Genomic DNA, 16,356 nt, shown 5'->3' with positions numbered 1-16,356 from the left:
CCATGCCAAAAAAAAAGAAAAAAGCTAAATCTAAAAAAAAAACTAAAGTAAATAAGAAAACTGCAGTTAAGAAAAAAACTAAAGTTAAAAGAAAAAAATCAAAAAAAATTTTAAAACAAAATGAAAAACCTGCTCCTGAATTAGTTATAAAAACTAAACCTGAATGGATTAAAACCAGTTTAGCTAACAAAAGTAAATACGAACAAAAATACAATCAATCTATAAAAAATAACGATGAGTTTTGGAAAAAAGAGGGAAAAAGAATTACTTGGATTAAACCTTATAAAAAAATTAAAGACGTTAAATACAGTTCTAAGGAAGTAAAAATTAAATGGTTTGAAGATGGAACACTAAATGCATCTGCAAACTGTATCGATAGACATCTAAAAGATAAAAAAGATAAAACAGCAATAATTTGGGTTGGTGATGATCCAAAAGATAGTCAAAAAATTACCTACAAACAGCTTCATCAAAAAGTTTCTAAAGCGGCAAATGGTTTAAAAAAATTAGGCATTAAAAAGGGAGATCGGGTTACAATTTATCTTACAATGATACCTGAGCTTGCTATTTTAATGTTAGCATGTGTTAGAATTGGTGCAGTCCACTCGATTATTTTTGGAGGTTTTTCTGCAGACTCTATTTCTGGAAGAGTGAATGATTGTGAGTCAGAATATATAATTACAGCTGATGAAGGTATTAGAGGTGGAAAAACTATTCCATTAAAAGAAACGACTGATGAAGCATTAGAGAGCTGTCCTAATGTAAAAAAATGTATCGTTGTTAAACGTACAGGTAATTCAATTAGTTGGAATTATGATAGAGATGTTTGGTATCATGATTTAATTAAAGATGTTCCTTCTCAGTGTGAGCCAGAAGAAATGAACGCAGAAGATCCTTTATTTATTTTATACACTTCAGGTTCAACTGGAAAGCCAAAGGGAGTTTTACATACAACAGGTGGATATATGGTGTATGCATCAATGACTCATCAGTATATTTTTAATTACAAACCAAAAGATATTTATTGGTGTACTGCTGATATTGGTTGGGTAACAGGTCACAGTTATATTATCTATGGTCCTCTTTCGAACGGTGCAACAACTATAATGTTTGAGGGAATACCAAACTATCCTGACAGTTCTAGGTGGTGGCAAATAGTCGACAAATACAAAGTAAATACTTTTTATACTGCGCCCACTGCAATCAGAGCTCTAATGAGAGAAGGTGACAAGCCTGTCAAAAAAACATCTAGAAAATCTTTAAAATTACTTGGAACTGTTGGTGAACCAATAAATCCAGAAGCTTGGATGTGGTATTACAAAACAGTTGGAAATTCTAAGTGCCCAATTGTAGATACATGGTGGCAGACAGAAACAGGAGGGATATTAATTGCTCCTCAAACAGGTGCTATTCCTCTAAAACCTGGCTCTGCAACAAAACCATTTTATGGAATAAAGCCTATGTTAGTTGACAAATCGGGCAAAGAGATAAAAGGACCTGGAGAAGGAAGGCTTTGTATAGCACAATCATGGCCTGGACAAATGAGAACAGTATATGGGGATCATCAAAGATTTATAGATACTTATTTTTCTCAGTTTGAAGGTAAATATTTTACTGGTGACGGATGTCGAAGAGATAAAGATGGATATTATTGGATTACAGGTCGAGTAGATGATGTAATCATTGTATCAGGACACAATTTGGGTACGGCTGAAATTGAAAGTGCATTTGTAGCTCATCCAAAAGTAGCAGAAGCAGCAGTAGTAGGTTACCCACATGATATTAAAGGTAATGGATTATATTGTTATGTAACATTAAATGCCGGTGAAAGAGAAACTGGTGAACTCGAAAGAGATCTAAAACTTTGGGTTAGAAAACAAATTGGTCCACTTGCTACACCTGACTTAATTCATTTCACTCCAGGACTTCCGAAAACTAGATCTGGAAAAATTATGAGAAGAATTTTAAGAAAAATTGCTGCTAATGAACATGGTCAATTAGGAGACACCACTACATTGGCCGATCCTAGCGTTGTCGATAGTTTGGTTGAAAACAGAAAGAATATTTAGAACTGTATTCTGTCTTTAAATTCTTTTTTAATAACATCCCATTTTAAAATGACAGAATTTAAAACTATTTTTCGATCAAGAGTTTTTAATTCATCTGCTATTGGTGCCCATTTATACATTGATAAAGCACTTGGATTAAAAGGACGATCATTGTGATACTTCTCCCAATCAATTTTAATTAGTCTTTCATCAAATTCTTTTTTTGCTTCTTCGATGATATGCAACGGCATACTATTTGTTGTTTCATCATCTAAAATTTTTAAAAAAATTTCCTTGGCTTTATCTAATTCATTGTAACTAAAATTAACTTTTAAATAAGAAAAAGTGAAAAATGTTAAATCTTGAAGAGCAACAGAATAAATATTCCATTTAGCTTCATTTACAGACTTCATAAATTCATCATTATCAAAGTGAAGAACATATCTTGTCCCCATTCTAGTTTTTAAATAACTGTAAAGTGTAACTTGAGATACCCAAGCAGATTTTGTTTGAATAAACTCTTCTAACTCATCTAAAGTTTTAATTTTTGTTTTAGGAATAAAAGCTTTAAACAAAGAAAAAAAATAAACTTTGAAATCACTTAACGATAAATCTTTCCAACTTAATTTTTTTTTATCCATAAAAAGTTAATTTTATTGAAAATATTTGAAAAAATTAACCTAATACGGCTAATTTTACACTTTTATTCTCTTTCATAATGGTTAAGGTTTTAACAGTTATAACTAAAAAAGAGAGGTATACATGGCGAAAAACGCTCAACACTGGGAAAAGACCAGAGGCTTGTTGTTAATAACACTTGCAATCTGGGCTGTATTCTCAATGGGTATATTCCTTTTCGGAGCTGAAATGAACGAAGTTACTGGACCTTTTGGGTATCCATTAACTTATTGGTTCACATGTCAAGGTTCTCTTGCCATATTTGTAATCCTTATTTTCTGGTTTGCAGGTAGACAAGAAAAAATTGATGAAGAGTTCGGCTTTAGTGAAAAAGGAGACGACTAATGATTAAGGGTAATTTTATAGATAACTTGCCTAAAGTTTATGGAATCTACACAGGTGGATTTATAGGTTTCATAATCTTAATGGCGATTGGTGAGCAGATGGGTATGTCTGCAAAAGCAATAGGTATTTGCTTTGTAGGTTTTACCATTTTCATCTACGCAGCAATTGGTTGGCTATCTCGAACAGCCCAAGCAAGTAACTATTACGTAGCTGGAAGAACGGTTCCAACTGTGTTCAACGGAATGGCAACTGCAGCCGACTGGATGTCTGGTGCTTCATTCGTTGCAATGGCAGGTGGTATTTACTTCAAAGGTTATGGATATATGGCTTTGCTTGTAGGTTGGACAGGTGGTTATGTGTTGGTTGCAACTTTATTAGCACCATACTTAAGAAAATTTGGTTGTTACACAGTTCCAGATTTCGTAGGTACTAGATACGGTGGTAATACTGCAAGATTGATGGCGGTTATCGTTTTAACTGTTGCATCATTCACATATGTGACTGCACAAATTAACGCTACAGGTACTATTGCAGCTGTTGCTTTAGATATCCCATTCCAATACGCAGTATATGTTGGACTAGTAAGTATTTTACTATGTTCAATGCTTGGTGGTATGAGAGGGGTAACTTGGACACAGGTTGCGCAATACATTGTACTAATTATAGCTTACCTACTTCCAGTGTTCTGGATCAGTAACAACATTGGTGCGGGTTTCTTCCCACACTTTATGTTAGCTGATGAAGTTGCTAGAATTGGTGAGTTAGAGCAACAGTATGGATTTGTTAAAAACTCTGCTGCTGATTTAGCTACAGTGCCTAAAGGGTTAGCTGGTATTACTAAGGCTCACTCTGAAGTTAACGCAACACCTTGGGCTTTCATTTCATTAGCATTAGCAATGATGATGGGAACAGCTTCATTACCACACGTGATGATGAGGTTCTTTACTACTCCAAGTGTAAAAGCAGCTAGAAAATCAGTAGGTTGGTCAGTATTCTTTATCTTCCTACTATATTCTTCTGCACCAATGTTAGCGACACTATCTAAACTTGCTTTGATTGATCCAAACTTACCAACAGGTATTATTGGTAAATCAATTGCAGAAGTTCAAGCAATCGATTGGTATCAAAACTGGAACCAAGCAAATCTGATGTTTGTAAGCGACTTTAACGGAAATGGAACTGTTGAATTAAACGAGTTCTTCATGGGTGGTAAAGCCGTAGTATTAGCAACACCAGAAATTGCTGGATTACCATATGTAATCTCAGGTCTAGTTGCTGCTGGAGGTTTGGCAGCTGCGATGTCAACTGCAGATGGTTTGATTCTTGCAATTGCAAATGCAATCTCGCATGACGTTTACTACAAAATGGTAGACCCTAAAGCTGAGACTGCTAAGAGACTAGTTGTTGCAAGGGTATTACTTGTAGTAATTGGTTTTGCAGGAGCAACTATTGCAGCTATGGAGATCCAAGGTATCTTAGGTTCAGTAATCTGGGCTTTTGACTTTGCGATGTCTGGATTGTTCTGGCCACTTGTACTTGGTGTATGGTGGAAGAGAGCTAATAAAGAAGGTGCTATAGCTGGTATGGTCTTAGGATTAGTTTCTGGTTTCGCGTATCTAATTTGGGTACGAAGTGGTGGAAGCGGATTCTTAGGAATTACTCAGTTAACATTTGGTATTTTCGGATCTACTGTTAGCTTAGTAGCTATGGTTGTTGTAAGTTTAATGACTTCAGCACCAAGCGCTGCAACACAAAAAATGGTTGATGATTCTAGGGTACCTGCGGGTGCATCTGTAATCGGCGGCCAAAAATAAATAATCTTTTTAAGGGGCGATTAATTTCGCCCCTTTTATTTCTTTTTAAGATCAAATATAAATCCCTTAATGTCTGCTAACTTTCATCCTTTAGTTTATATAATTGACTATATGCTTGGAATTATAATGTGGACTTTAGTTGGAAGAGTAGCAATGAATATCTTTCAAAGAGAAGACTCTGAATTTTTCTTTATGAAAGTTTTTGTAAAATTTACAAATCCCATATTGAGAATTTTTAAGCTTGTCACACCATCATTTATTATACAACCATTAGTGCCACTTTACGTAGCTTGGTTCTTTTTCATGATTAGATTTTATTTGATGCCTTGGATCTTGGGATATTCAGTTATGGGGATGTTGTCTTTTCCTCTTGAAAGTGAAATTTCTAGGCAGATTTATCAATTTTTTAATTCAATTAAATTTTAAAAATTGATACTAGTAAATCTAGATATCGATGAAAAATATACAAATATCACCTTCAATTTTATCAGCTGATTTTAGCCAATTAGGTAATGAAATAAAAAGACTTGAGGAAGGAGGGGCTGACATGATTCATGTAGATGTTATGGATGGACACTTTGTTCCAAACTTAACAATCGGCCCTCCAGTAATTAAAGCTCTCAGAAAACATTGTTCATTAAAATTTGATGTTCATTTAATGATTTCTCCAGTACATAAATACATAGAAGCTTATGCGGATGCGGGTGCAGATATAATTACTGTGCATCCAGAAGCAACTGATAATTTAGAAGATTCAATAAATAAAATAAAAGATCTAAAAAAAAAGGTAGGAGTTTCTCTCAATCCTGAAACAAGTATAGATTTAATAAAAAATCTTTTAGATAAAATTGATTTAGTTTTAATAATGAGTGTAAATCCTGGGTTTGGTGGACAAAAATTCATGCCAGAAGTTTTAGAAAAAATTAAACAATTAAAAAAAATTAGAGAAATAAAAAAACTTAACTTTGATATTGAAATAGACGGTGGGATAAATTTTGATAATTGTAAAATAGCAATTGAAGCTGGTGCTAATATTCTTGTATCTGGTACAACGGTTTTTAAAAGCAATGATGGAGATATTAAAAAGAATATTAATTTATTAAAAACAAAATAAGTTAATGCAATCTCAAAATTCCTTAAATCTTTCTAATGGAATATTTTTTAAGTTAAAATCTTCATTTAAAAAATTATATAAAAATTCAAATTTTTATGAAAAACGAATTTCAAAAACTTTTAATAACAATTTTGAATATAAACCAAGTCCTCATCTTTTATCTTCAATTATAAAGTATCAGAAAAAAAAATATAAAATTGAAGATTTTGTAACTGAAACTATCTGGACAAACAATATTTCTTCTAAAGACTTTAAAAAACTAAACAATTTTTTTTGGTTTTTTAGTTTGGATTTAAAATCATCTAAAGAAACCACTCAATCAATTATTCTCAATTGGATTAATAAAAATGAAAAATTTGATGAAAATATTTGGGAATTCAATATTACTGCAAAAAGAATTATTGCTTGGCTTTCCAATCATCAGTTAACTTATGAAGATAGTAATGAGGAATATAGATTATATTTTAATCATATGCTTCAAAAACAAACTAACCATTTATTAAATGAGATCAAAAATTTAGATGAAACAGAAGAAAAACTGATTGGTTGTGCCGCAATAATTTTAACAGGATTAGCGTATAAAGATGAGAAAAATTATTTAGACAGTGGTTTAAATATATTAAAAAATTTAATCAAAAACTCTCTTGATAAACAAGGTTTTCCCAAATCAAGAAATATTCAAAATTTAGTTTTTTATCTTAAATATCTAATCATTATTAGAGAATGGTTTAAAGAATCACAAAATCCAATTCCAGAATATGTTGATGAAACTATATATTATTTAGGATCCAGTTATGCTTTTATATGGCAAAACATAAAACAAGATATCTTTTTTAATGGAAATTATTCATCTAATCATAATGAATTTGACCAATATTTAAAACGATTTGGATATACTTTTAAAAATCAAATTAATGAGTTAGCTGGATATACAATATTACAAAATAAAAAATTTATCCTTGCAGCTGACATTGGATCAAATCCTGAAAAAATATATACCAAAAATTATCAGGCAGGCGCCTTATCTTTTGAAATTTTTTCTAACGATAAAAAATTAATTTCAAATTCTGGATATTATCCAGATCCAAAAAACAGACTGAATAAATTTTCCAAAAGCACTGCTTTGCAAAGTACACTTTCAATTGAAGATTATTCTTCATGTGATTTTATTAAAGCTGGTGATAATTTTTTGATACAAAAAGATTTAAAAATTGAAAATAAAAATATAGTATTTGAGAAGAATTATTGGAAAATTTCAGCTAGTCATAATGGTTACTTAAAAAAGTTTAAATTAGATCATCATAGAGAAATAGAATTCTATCCTGAACAATTTAAATTTATTGGTCATGATAAAATAGTAAGAAAAGATCCTGATAAGCAAATTAAATTTGATATTAGATTTCATCTTCATCCCGACTCTAAGGTTATGAAAACACAAAATAATAAGTTTATATTAATACAATTAGAAGATGAAGGTTGGCAATTTAGTTGTGATAACTATGATATAAATATTGATAATGGTTTATATTTCGGTAATAAAAATTCTTATCAAGAAAACCAAAATATATTTATCTCAGGCATGAGTAATGAAAGTGAACAAATAATTAAATGGGAAATAAGTAAAATATAATGAAAAAAATAAAGACAGCTCTTATTTCTGTATCAGATAAAAATAATTTAAAACCAGTTTTAGAAATTTTAAAAAAATATCAAATCAAAATTATTAGTTCTGGTGGAACTTATAAAGAAATAAAAAAATTAAAATTTAATTGTTTAGAAGTATCTGATTTTACAGATTCACCTGAAATCTTAGAGGGAAGAGTTAAAACCTTACATCCAAAAATACATGCAGGAATCCTTAATAAAAGAAATAATAAAACACATTTAAATGACTTAAAAAAAAACAATTTTGAAAATATTGATCTAGTAATTGTAAATTTTTATCCCTTTGAAAAAACTTTAGAAACTACAAATAATCATAAAAAAATAATTGAAAATATAGATGTGGGGGGTCCCACAATGGTTAGGTCTGCTGCTAAAAATTATAATGATGTAACCGTGATTACCTCTTCTAATCAATATCAAGAATTAATTGATGAGATGAATAAAAATAACGGAGCTACATCATTAAATTTCAGAGAAAAACTATCAAGAACAGCTTTTACAGAAACTGCTTACTATGACTCGATAATCTCAAACTATTTTAATAAAAAAGCAAATATACACCTGCCAAATAAAAAAGTTTTTTCTGCAAATTTAATTGAAAAACTTAGGTATGGAGAAAATCCACATCAATTCAGTGGATACTATTCAAAAAATTTAAAAACTAATTTAAAACAAATTCATGGAAAACAACTAAGTTATAATAATTATAATGATATATTTGCCGCCTTGACTATTTCAAAATCATTACCAAAAAATAAAGGTACAGTAATTGTAAAACATGCAAACCCTTGTGGTGTTTCAATAAAATCAAATCCTGTAGATAGCTATAAATCTGCATTAGCATGTGATCCCATAAGCGCTTTTGGTGGAATTGTCTCTTGTAATTTTAAAATAAAAAAAAATCTTGCAGTTGAACTAAATAAACTTTTTTTAGAAGTAGTTATTGCTAATGGTTTTGATAGTGATTCCCTAAAAATACTTAAAACTAAAAAAAATTTACGTGTAATTGATGCAACAAATTATTCACTCAGTGAAATTACAAAATTCAATTCATCAAATGAAGCAATATTAGTTCAATCTGAAGACTTAAAAATATTCAAAAATAAAGATTTTAAAATTGTATCTAAAAGAAAACCAAACTCTAGGCAGCTTAGAAATCTAGTTTTTGCTTTCAATGTTTGTAGATATGTCAAATCAAACGCAATTGTTCTTGCAAAAGATGAGTCAATTGTTGGTATTGGATCAGGTCAACCAAGCAGATTAGATAGCTGTGAGATAGCAATTAATAAAATGAGAAAATTTAATTTATTTGGAGATAATTTGGTTGCAGCATCAGACGCTTTCTTTCCATTTGTGGATGGAATTGAAAAATTAGTTCAATCAGGAGTTCAAGCTGTAATTCAACCTTCTGGATCAATCAGAGACAAAGAAATCATTAAATTTGCAAACGAAACAGATACTATTCTAGTCTTTTCTAAGACAAGACATTTCAGGCATTAGTAATTTGATCTATCTTAGCAGCTAAAATAAAATCATTTTCTGAAAGGCCTTTGATGGCATGTGTGGTAATTTTAATTTCTGCATAACCCCAACCAAAACTTATGTCTGGATGATGACCCTCTTCCTCAGAAATTTTGCCAACTTCGTTAACAAAATTTTGACTTTTTATAAAATTTTCAAATTTAAATTTTTTATGTAAAAAAAATACTTTATTTTCGTTCTCTGTTATATCCCAGCCATCAACCTTCTTTTGATATTTATGTATTTCGGAAATATCAAAAGGGATCACACCACCTTCACAAGGTAAACATTTTTTTTTTGTTAAATCACTCATTGTTAAGAAAATTTCTTAAAAATGTTGAGGAATTTTTAATTAAGTAAAAATTTCCAATAGTTTGATATTTTTTATCTAAGTTATTTAATCTAATCAAAATATTTTCTAATTTTTGTTTTCTATTTTTTGTATCATAAATAGAGTAATCATACTTTATTAAAAAATTTTTTAAATATTTAATATTCTCATCTTTATTAAAAATATACTTTGAAAATTCTATAATTATTAAAGGATTTGATTTTTCAATTAATCTTAATGAACCTTCAATTGCTTTTATCTCATTTCCCTCAATATCTAGTTTTATAATTACTTTGTAATTATCTAGTTCATAATCTTTAGCCAAAGTATCAATTTTAATTGTATTTATTTTACTAGATTTATGAAAATTATAATTTTGATGGGCTAATGAACTTTCCCAATCTTTTCTACTCTCTTTTAAAGTTATTATTTTTCCGTCTATATCAGAAACTGCATAATTAAATGGTTTTATATTAGAAAAGTTATTTAAATTTAAATTATTTATTAATTCACCAAATGTATCATTAGAGGCTTCTATTGATATAATTTCATTTTGTTTGGAAAGAGATGCTGCATGAAGTGAATAAAAACCATAATTGCTTCCACAATCAAAAAATAGAATTTTATTTTTACTTGAAAATTTTTTTATTGTTTCAAGTTCATGAATATCTCCAAATTCACATTTTTTTAACAAAAAATATGAAGTCCTGTATTTGTTAATACTTCCATAAACCTTAAAATTATAAATATTCAAAATTATGTTACTGGATAATAATTTCCTTATGATTCTAAATAAAAAATAATAAATTAAATTATTTTTGAGTGTTCTTATATCTCGATAACTTAAATATTTTTGAAAAATAGAAGTTATAAATTTTGATTTTAACACATTTTATTTGGAGCGGGCAAAGGGGGTCGAACCCTCGACCTTCTCGTTGGCAACGAGACGCTCTACCACTGAGCTATGCCCGCTTGTTAAATTTACTCGATATTATTAAGTTATTTAACTTTTACAATATTAGAAAACCATACTTTTTAGACAAAATCCATCAAAATATTTATTTCTTGTGCCAAGAGTGTGTCATTCAAATTTTTAATTATATGACTTAGGGGGAAAATATTTATTATGACTATACAATTACCTTGAGAGATTTTTGTGTTAAATTATTTTTAACCAATTCTAATTACATTAGTTCCAACAAATTCGTATTTTGGTATTTCTAAGTTTGTAGGAGCTGGCCCTTTTCTGATTCTTCCTGATGTATCATAATGTGAACCATGGCATGGACAAAACCATCCTCCATATTCACCTTTGTCACCTAAAGGAACACAACCAAGGTGAGTGCAAATTCCAATCATTACAAGCCATTCATCTTTTTTTACTCTATCTTCATCTTTTTCTGGGTGTTTAAGCTCGTTTAAATTTACTTTTCTTGCGCTCTCAATATCTATTTTAGTTCTTCTTCTGATAAAAACTGGTTTACCTCTCCATAAAACTGTAATTGTGTTACCAGGTTTTAAAGCGCTTACATCAACTTCTGTACTCGCTAATGCTTTAACTGAAGCGTCTGGATTCATTTGGTCAATTAAAGGCCAAACTACAGCTCCAACTCCAACTGCTCCAACAGCGTAAGAGGCAGTGAATAGAAAATCTCTTCTTACAGGTTTTTTGTCTTTTGAAGTATTTTTCATTATTATATTTAATGACAAGCAATTCCAAATTTTTTTAATCTCCAATAATTATAAGGCCATGGAGTTAAAAAACCCACTGTCAGCATTATTGGTACCACCCACCAAGTTAACATAGCGCCACCTGTTAAAAGATAATCTGTCAAATTCATTGCAACTTCCATACTAACCATTGAGATAAAACTCATTCCTAAGGCAGTTTTTAAAGCATCTTTAAATTTAAAATTTTGTTTGATTAAAATTATAGTTTCTAAAATAATACTTGTAATTAAACCATTAATAATTGCTAAAGTCATAATAGCTAAAACTGGCCATGGAATACCTGTTATTTGAAAATATAAAATAGTTCCAAAGTCTCCAATTGCACAACCTAACAAACACCAAGCGGTGTTCTTAGCGCTTCGTTTCCAAGTGTGATTACAAGACCAATTAAATGATATAGTTTTTTCCAACTTTAAATTTTAATTTATAGCTACCTTAGCTATCATACCGACATCATAATGACCCGGTACATTGCAGGCAATTTCTACATTGGAAGCATTTTCAAATTTCCATATCAAATCTTTACTACCTTTAGGTTCCAATAAAACACTATTGGCATGACTATGTGCCATTGATTTGTCCATCTTTGACATTTTTTTCATTTTATCTTTATCAATGCTATCAGCAAATAAAATTTCCATTTCAACCATTTTTTGCATTTCAGATTGATGTTGAATATGCATCTTCGGGTTTGCAATATTAAATTCATGAACTAGTTCACCAACATTTTCTACTTCGAACTTTATAGTTTCACCTGACTGAACTTGAAAGGAACTTGGTTCAAAATAATTATCATACATCAATACTTTGATAACTCTAGTGACGTCCTCTTGTTTGCCTTTTTTACCTATCATCATGCTCTTATCAGCAAATGCAGTTGAGATTGATAGAATTATAGAAATTGTAATAATAAATAAATGTTTAATCATTCGTTAGACTTAGGAATTTTATATTAAAATTCAATATGTTAATTCAGTTTTAATTGGTATTCATAGTTCTCTTTTGACCAAAAAGATTTGATATAAGCCAAAACACTATCAATTTCTTTATCAGACAATTTGTCACCAAAGCCCATCATTTTTCCTTCATAATTTTTTACTAATTTTGCAAGACCATATTTTATAATAGCATGTAGAGTTTTGTCATCATGGTGCCAAGTGTGACCTGTGCCATTTAAAGGTGGGGCTTTTCTGTGACCATCTTCATCAACATCTTTCCAATTTTCTGCACCAGATAAGTTTGCCATATGACAAGAAACACAATTATTTTGATAAGCCAATTTTCCTCTTTCAATCATAATTTTAGACTCTGTTGTTATAGGATAATGATTGCTAGCAAAACTAAAATCTAAATTTATTAAAAATATTGTAATTATTAAAAAAAAATTTTTTTTCATAAAACATCTTAACACAAAAATCTCTCAAGGGAATTGTATAGTCACCCAAAATAATTTCCCCCTTACCACTTCAAATAGAAAATATGTGTCACACCAGGGTCACAAATAGATTGATGATAGTAATGATATGTTCTACTTTAGGTTCGAACCGACAGAACTGACAGGTTTGTTTTATTGAGGAACCAAAGGTTTTGGTAGCGGGAAGTGGAATCGAACCACTGACCTCGGGCTTATGAGCCTGTGTTAAACCTACAGAAACCCTTTGGTTTACTTTGTGAAATCATTCACACAACCTCGCTTGTCACAACTCTGTCACAACAGAGGAGAAATTACTCTGTTAAATCTATGTTTGATAAAAACCTAAGTTTATTCCTTCAGTCTAAAGATAATATTTTAGATGAAATTATTTTTTCAATTTATAAAAATTTTGATAGTGACAGAAAAAGTAAAAAAGGAATAACACCATCAGCAATTAAAGCTGAAAAAAAGGTTTTAGGACAGCTTATAAATTCACTTTATCAAAGTTATTATTCTTTACCAAAATCATGGGTTTATTTTTCTTTAAGAGCAAAATCATTCACTGGTAAGAGTAGCTATAGAGTTTTCAAGAGAATATTCGATTATTTAAATTTAAATGATTATATAAAAGTCAAGTTAGGTACTGAAATTAAAAGAAAATCAACACGTATTTTTCCTTCTAAAAAACTCATAATAAAATTTAAAAGTATAGGTTTAGTGTGGAGGAAGTATGAAAATGATAAACAGAATGGAATAATTTTAAGAGATAAAATTAAAATAAATAATAAATATAAAAAGATAACAGTTAAGACACCAAACAATTCGTTAGTAAAAAAGTATCAAGACAATTTAAATAAGATTAATCAAAGCTTACTTAAGCATTGTGTGTGCATTGATATTAAAGACAATGATTTATTAGTTTTGGAGGAAGAATTAAAGAAGGGTTACTATAAAGAAAAATCTAAATATTTTTGGAAAGAACAAGTTCATCATTCTCTTAATTTTTCTCATGTAACTCTAAAAAGAATATTCTCTAAAAATAACTTGAGACTTCATGGAAGATTCTATGGTGGATGGTGGCAAAGTTTACCTGGTAAGTATAGACCACACATAACTATTGATGGTTATAAAACCTCTGAATGTGATTATTCAACAATGTCTCTAAGGTTGTTGTATGCTAAGGAAAATATAATTATTGATGACGATGTTGACCTTTATAATTTAGGACATCAGCATTCTAAACAACAAAGAGATTTAGTTAAAACCTATGTCAACGCTATTATTAATGATGAAAATAATAGGTTCAGGTTATCCAAAGATGACTTAAAGGTTTTAAACATGTCACATCAACAACTTACAGAGGCTGTAAATAAAACCCACAGCAAAATATCAAAGTATTTTGGAACTGGTATAGGTTTAGAACTTATGTATTTAGACTCTGTTATAGCAGAAGATGTTATGCTTAGTTTATTAAGAGAAGGTGTTGTTGTACTGCCTATTCATGACAGCTTCATAGTTCGCTATGGTTATGAGTTAAGTCTAAAAGCACAAATGAAAAGTTCATTTAAGAAGATTGTAAAAGCAAATATTAATGTAAAAGCTACAGGCCCCCTACTTCCTGAACATTTTAATAAAAATATTGATGTTTTAAGTGAAAGTAAAAAGCATAATATAATAGCTGGTAAAGATACTTGGGAACTTCTAATTGACACAAGTAATTCAATTCATGAGAAGTACTTGTCCTCTTGGAGCAAATATCACTAGTTCTTTCTTTTAATTCTCCTCCATTACCGGAAACGAGTAACAAGAGTAAAAAAACAGATAATGAGACGAATAAATATAAATTTTTTTTTTCTTATAAAATGGGTACCTTTCCCTAAAGTGGCACTTATTTATCTAAAGTGTCCTAATGTTTAGTTTTATGTAATTAAAACTATCCTATCTTATCTGCTAAATCTTGAGCTTTTAAATTAGTGTATGTTCTTAATAAAATCCTAGGGTCTGAATGACCTGAGATAAGCATAACCTCAGGCACACTCAAAGATTTGTTCAAAAATAAATTAGTAAGAGCTGTGTGTCTTAAATCATGAAAACATACGCCTTTTATTTGATGTTTTCTCATTAATTTCCTCCATTTATTACCAAGTGTGTATTTATTGATTTTAAAAGGAAGTTCAGACATTAGTAATACGCTCTTAGCTTTTTTTGTTAGTGGAATTATTCTGCCTCTGACTTTGGCAACTGGAATCTTTAATAAATCACCATCCATATGTTCTTCTTTAATTGATAGTATTTCTGATTTTCTCATGCCTGTCTCTAGGGCTATTAAAATGATATTTCTAAAATTTGTATCCAGAGTATTGTCAGATAATATCTTTTCTATTTCATTCTTATTTAATACTCGATTTCTTGGTTCTCCACGTTTAGGTCGTTTTATAGAGCTTAATGGATTCAAAACTGGATAACCCCACTCCTTTTTACAAGTAGTAAAAATAGAAGATATAACATCTAATCTTCTATTAACTGTATTTCCTGAAACATTTCTAAGGGAAAAATCTCTATACTCAGCTATTATCTTGGGACTAATTCTATTAATTGAATAGTTTATCCAAGGTTCTTTTAATAAGTTTATGATTGTGTATCTTTCATCTCTATAAGTCTTTTTTTTTACAGAAACTTCATTCAAATACTTATTCAAAATAAATTTAAAGCTGGGATATTGATGATAAAAAATACCAGCATCTTCCCGCTGGATATTTATCTCAGTTTCGGATGCCCATCGTTTTGCATCCTTTAAATGTTTGAAACTTTTATATATATTTGGATAATTTTTTAGTCTTATAATTGCTTGCCAATTATTCTTTCTTCTTCTTAATGTAGCCATTGTTTATCTCCTTCTGTGTCATCAGTGTGTCAAAACAACTTATAAATATCAGAAAGTGAATAAAACAAAGGGGGTCGAACCCTCGACCTTCTCGTTGGCAACGAGACGCTCTACCACTGAGCTATGCCCGCATATTAAATTAATAATATTGAAAATATTAGCTTTTATATGATTAAGCAACTATCTTTTTATAAAAAACTAAATTAACTATTTAATTTTTTGCATAATAACAATTTATTTTATTTTATAATTATAAATGACAGATCAAAAGCAAAATCATTATGAAATAAACAATATTATAAAAGATATAAAGAATAATAATTTTAATGATGCTTTAGAGAAAACCAAATTAATTTCTGAAAACTTTTCAGACAAATATACTATATTAAAACTATTTAGTTCAATCTATCTCAATTTAAAAGACTATGAAAATGCGATAAAGTATTACGAAAAATTATTAAATTATAAAAAAGAAAATTATAAAGTTTATAACAATATTGGGACATCATTGTTTCAATTAGGCAAGATTAATAGATGCATTCTTGCATTCAAGAATTCAATAGCTAATCAACCTAACTTGGGTGCCTATTTTAATTTAGGTATAGCTTATGAGGAAATTGGAGATTATAAAAATTCTGTGGCTAATTTTATTAAGGTTATTAAATTAGATCCAAATAACTACAAAGCTAAAAAAAGCTTAATTAATATTTTAACCTATTATCATGATGAAAATATTAATGATAATGAAATATTAAAAATAAATTTTCACATAAAAAAAATTTACAATAATTATAAAATTGAAGATTTATAT

The 16,356-nt window shown here is 29.5% G+C and carries 17 protein-coding genes and 2 tRNA genes; 9 read left to right on the top strand and 10 right to left on the bottom strand.

Going from position 1 to position 16,356, the window contains the following annotated elements; all coding sequences use genetic code 11:
• Positions 1-2: 2 nt before the first annotated feature.
• A complete protein-coding gene (acs, locus tag ACTTBM_RS07340; RefSeq protein ID WP_440635364.1) occupies positions 3-2,069 on the top strand; it encodes an acetate--CoA ligase in 2,067 nt (688 codons plus the stop codon).
• Here acs and ACTTBM_RS07335 read toward each other — a convergent pair.
• The gene (locus tag ACTTBM_RS07335) at positions 2,066-2,689 is read right to left on the bottom strand and encodes an esterase (RefSeq protein ID WP_440635363.1); all 624 of its coding nucleotides are present in this window, start codon (positions 2,687-2,689) and stop codon (positions 2,066-2,068) included. The two genes, acs and ACTTBM_RS07335, sit on opposite strands and share 4 nt — an antisense overlap.
• 121 nt (positions 2,690-2,810) lie before the next feature.
• Here ACTTBM_RS07335 and ACTTBM_RS07330 point away from each other — a divergent pair, with 121 nt between their 5' ends.
• The 6 genes from ACTTBM_RS07330 (at position 2,811) to purH (ending at position 9,164) form a co-directional block, all read left to right on the top strand.
• Positions 2,811-3,071, top strand: coding sequence for a DUF4212 domain-containing protein (locus tag ACTTBM_RS07330; RefSeq protein ID WP_440635362.1), 261 nt, complete (start codon positions 2,811-2,813; stop codon positions 3,069-3,071).
• A complete protein-coding gene (locus tag ACTTBM_RS07325; RefSeq protein ID WP_440635361.1) occupies positions 3,071-4,885 on the top strand; it encodes a sodium:solute symporter family protein in 1,815 nt (604 codons plus the stop codon). The genes ACTTBM_RS07330 and ACTTBM_RS07325 overlap by 1 nt, the downstream gene beginning before the upstream one ends.
• Before the next feature lie 69 nt (positions 4,886-4,954).
• Positions 4,955-5,311: a hypothetical protein gene (locus ACTTBM_RS07320; RefSeq protein ID WP_440635360.1), complete on the top strand. Its 357-nt coding sequence runs from the start codon at positions 4,955-4,957 to the stop codon at positions 5,309-5,311.
• Positions 5,312-5,339: 28 nt separating this feature from the next.
• Positions 5,340-5,999 carry a ribulose-phosphate 3-epimerase gene (gene rpe, locus ACTTBM_RS07315; protein WP_440635358.1) on the top strand — a complete coding sequence of 220 codons (660 nt, stop codon included), beginning with the start codon at positions 5,340-5,342 and terminating at the stop codon, positions 5,997-5,999.
• A gap of 4 nt (positions 6,000-6,003) precedes the next feature.
• Positions 6,004-7,629 carry a heparinase II/III domain-containing protein gene (locus ACTTBM_RS07310; protein ID WP_440635357.1) on the top strand — a complete coding sequence of 542 codons (1,626 nt, stop codon included), beginning with the start codon at positions 6,004-6,006 and terminating at the stop codon, positions 7,627-7,629.
• Positions 7,629-9,164 (top strand): bifunctional phosphoribosylaminoimidazolecarboxamide formyltransferase/IMP cyclohydrolase, encoded by a 1,536-nt coding sequence (gene purH, locus ACTTBM_RS07305; protein ID WP_440635356.1) that lies wholly within the window; start codon positions 7,629-7,631, stop codon positions 9,162-9,164. The genes ACTTBM_RS07310 and purH overlap by 1 nt, the downstream gene beginning before the upstream one ends.
• Here purH and ACTTBM_RS07300 read toward each other — a convergent pair.
• The 7 genes from ACTTBM_RS07300 to ACTTBM_RS07270 form a co-directional block, all read right to left on the bottom strand.
• Positions 9,154-9,498 (bottom strand): 4a-hydroxytetrahydrobiopterin dehydratase, encoded by a 345-nt coding sequence (locus ACTTBM_RS07300; protein WP_440635354.1) that lies wholly within the window; start codon positions 9,496-9,498, stop codon positions 9,154-9,156. The two genes, purH and ACTTBM_RS07300, sit on opposite strands and share 11 nt — an antisense overlap.
• The gene (locus ACTTBM_RS07295) at positions 9,491-10,210 is read right to left on the bottom strand and encodes an FkbM family methyltransferase (RefSeq protein ID WP_440635353.1); all 720 of its coding nucleotides are present in this window, start codon (positions 10,208-10,210) and stop codon (positions 9,491-9,493) included. The genes ACTTBM_RS07300 and ACTTBM_RS07295 overlap by 8 nt, the downstream gene beginning before the upstream one ends.
• A 203-nt stretch (positions 10,211-10,413) precedes the next feature.
• Positions 10,414-10,488: transfer RNA gene (locus ACTTBM_RS07290), tRNA-Gly, on the bottom strand.
• A gap of 198 nt (positions 10,489-10,686) precedes the next feature.
• Positions 10,687-11,208 carry a ubiquinol-cytochrome c reductase iron-sulfur subunit gene (gene petA, locus ACTTBM_RS07285; RefSeq protein WP_440632908.1) on the bottom strand — a complete coding sequence of 174 codons (522 nt, stop codon included), beginning with the start codon at positions 11,206-11,208 and terminating at the stop codon, positions 10,687-10,689.
• Positions 11,209-11,216: 8 nt separating this feature from the next.
• Complete coding sequence (locus tag ACTTBM_RS07280) at positions 11,217-11,645, bottom strand: DUF4396 domain-containing protein (protein WP_428081208.1); 429 nt, start codon at positions 11,643-11,645, stop codon at positions 11,217-11,219.
• 21 nt (positions 11,646-11,666) lie between these two features.
• Positions 11,667-12,176, bottom strand: coding sequence for a cupredoxin domain-containing protein (locus ACTTBM_RS07275; RefSeq protein WP_440635352.1), 510 nt, complete (start codon positions 12,174-12,176; stop codon positions 11,667-11,669).
• Positions 12,177-12,214: 38 nt separating this feature from the next.
• Complete coding sequence (locus ACTTBM_RS07270) at positions 12,215-12,643, bottom strand: c-type cytochrome (protein ID WP_440635351.1); 429 nt, start codon at positions 12,641-12,643, stop codon at positions 12,215-12,217.
• Between the two features lie 345 nt (positions 12,644-12,988).
• On the opposite strand from ACTTBM_RS07270, the gene ACTTBM_RS07265 reads away from it, so the two are divergent.
• Entirely contained in the window at positions 12,989-14,425 is a 1,437-nt protein-coding gene (locus ACTTBM_RS07265; protein WP_438304774.1) for a hypothetical protein, read from the top strand.
• A gap of 169 nt (positions 14,426-14,594) precedes the next feature.
• Here ACTTBM_RS07265 and ACTTBM_RS07260 read toward each other — a convergent pair whose 3' ends face one another.
• Both ACTTBM_RS07260 and ACTTBM_RS07255 read right to left on the bottom strand, forming a co-directional pair.
• Positions 14,595-15,545 (bottom strand): tyrosine-type recombinase/integrase, encoded by a 951-nt coding sequence (locus tag ACTTBM_RS07260; RefSeq protein WP_438304772.1) that lies wholly within the window; start codon positions 15,543-15,545, stop codon positions 14,595-14,597.
• A 56-nt stretch (positions 15,546-15,601) separates the two neighbouring features.
• Positions 15,602-15,674, bottom strand: a tRNA-Gly gene (locus ACTTBM_RS07255).
• A gap of 127 nt (positions 15,675-15,801) precedes the next feature.
• On the opposite strand from ACTTBM_RS07255, the gene ACTTBM_RS07250 reads away from it, so the two are divergent.
• On the top strand, positions 15,802-16,356 hold a 555-nt coding region (locus tag ACTTBM_RS07250; protein WP_440635350.1), incomplete at its 3' end, for a tetratricopeptide repeat protein.

Origin of the sequence: Candidatus Pelagibacter sp. HIMB1746 (assembly GCF_052047555.1) — a bacterium.
In the GTDB taxonomy this organism is placed as follows: domain Bacteria; phylum Pseudomonadota; class Alphaproteobacteria; order Pelagibacterales; family Pelagibacteraceae; genus Pelagibacter.
The sequence above is the reverse complement of the archived record's forward strand: the minus strand, read 5'-3'. Positions and strand labels throughout refer to the sequence as shown.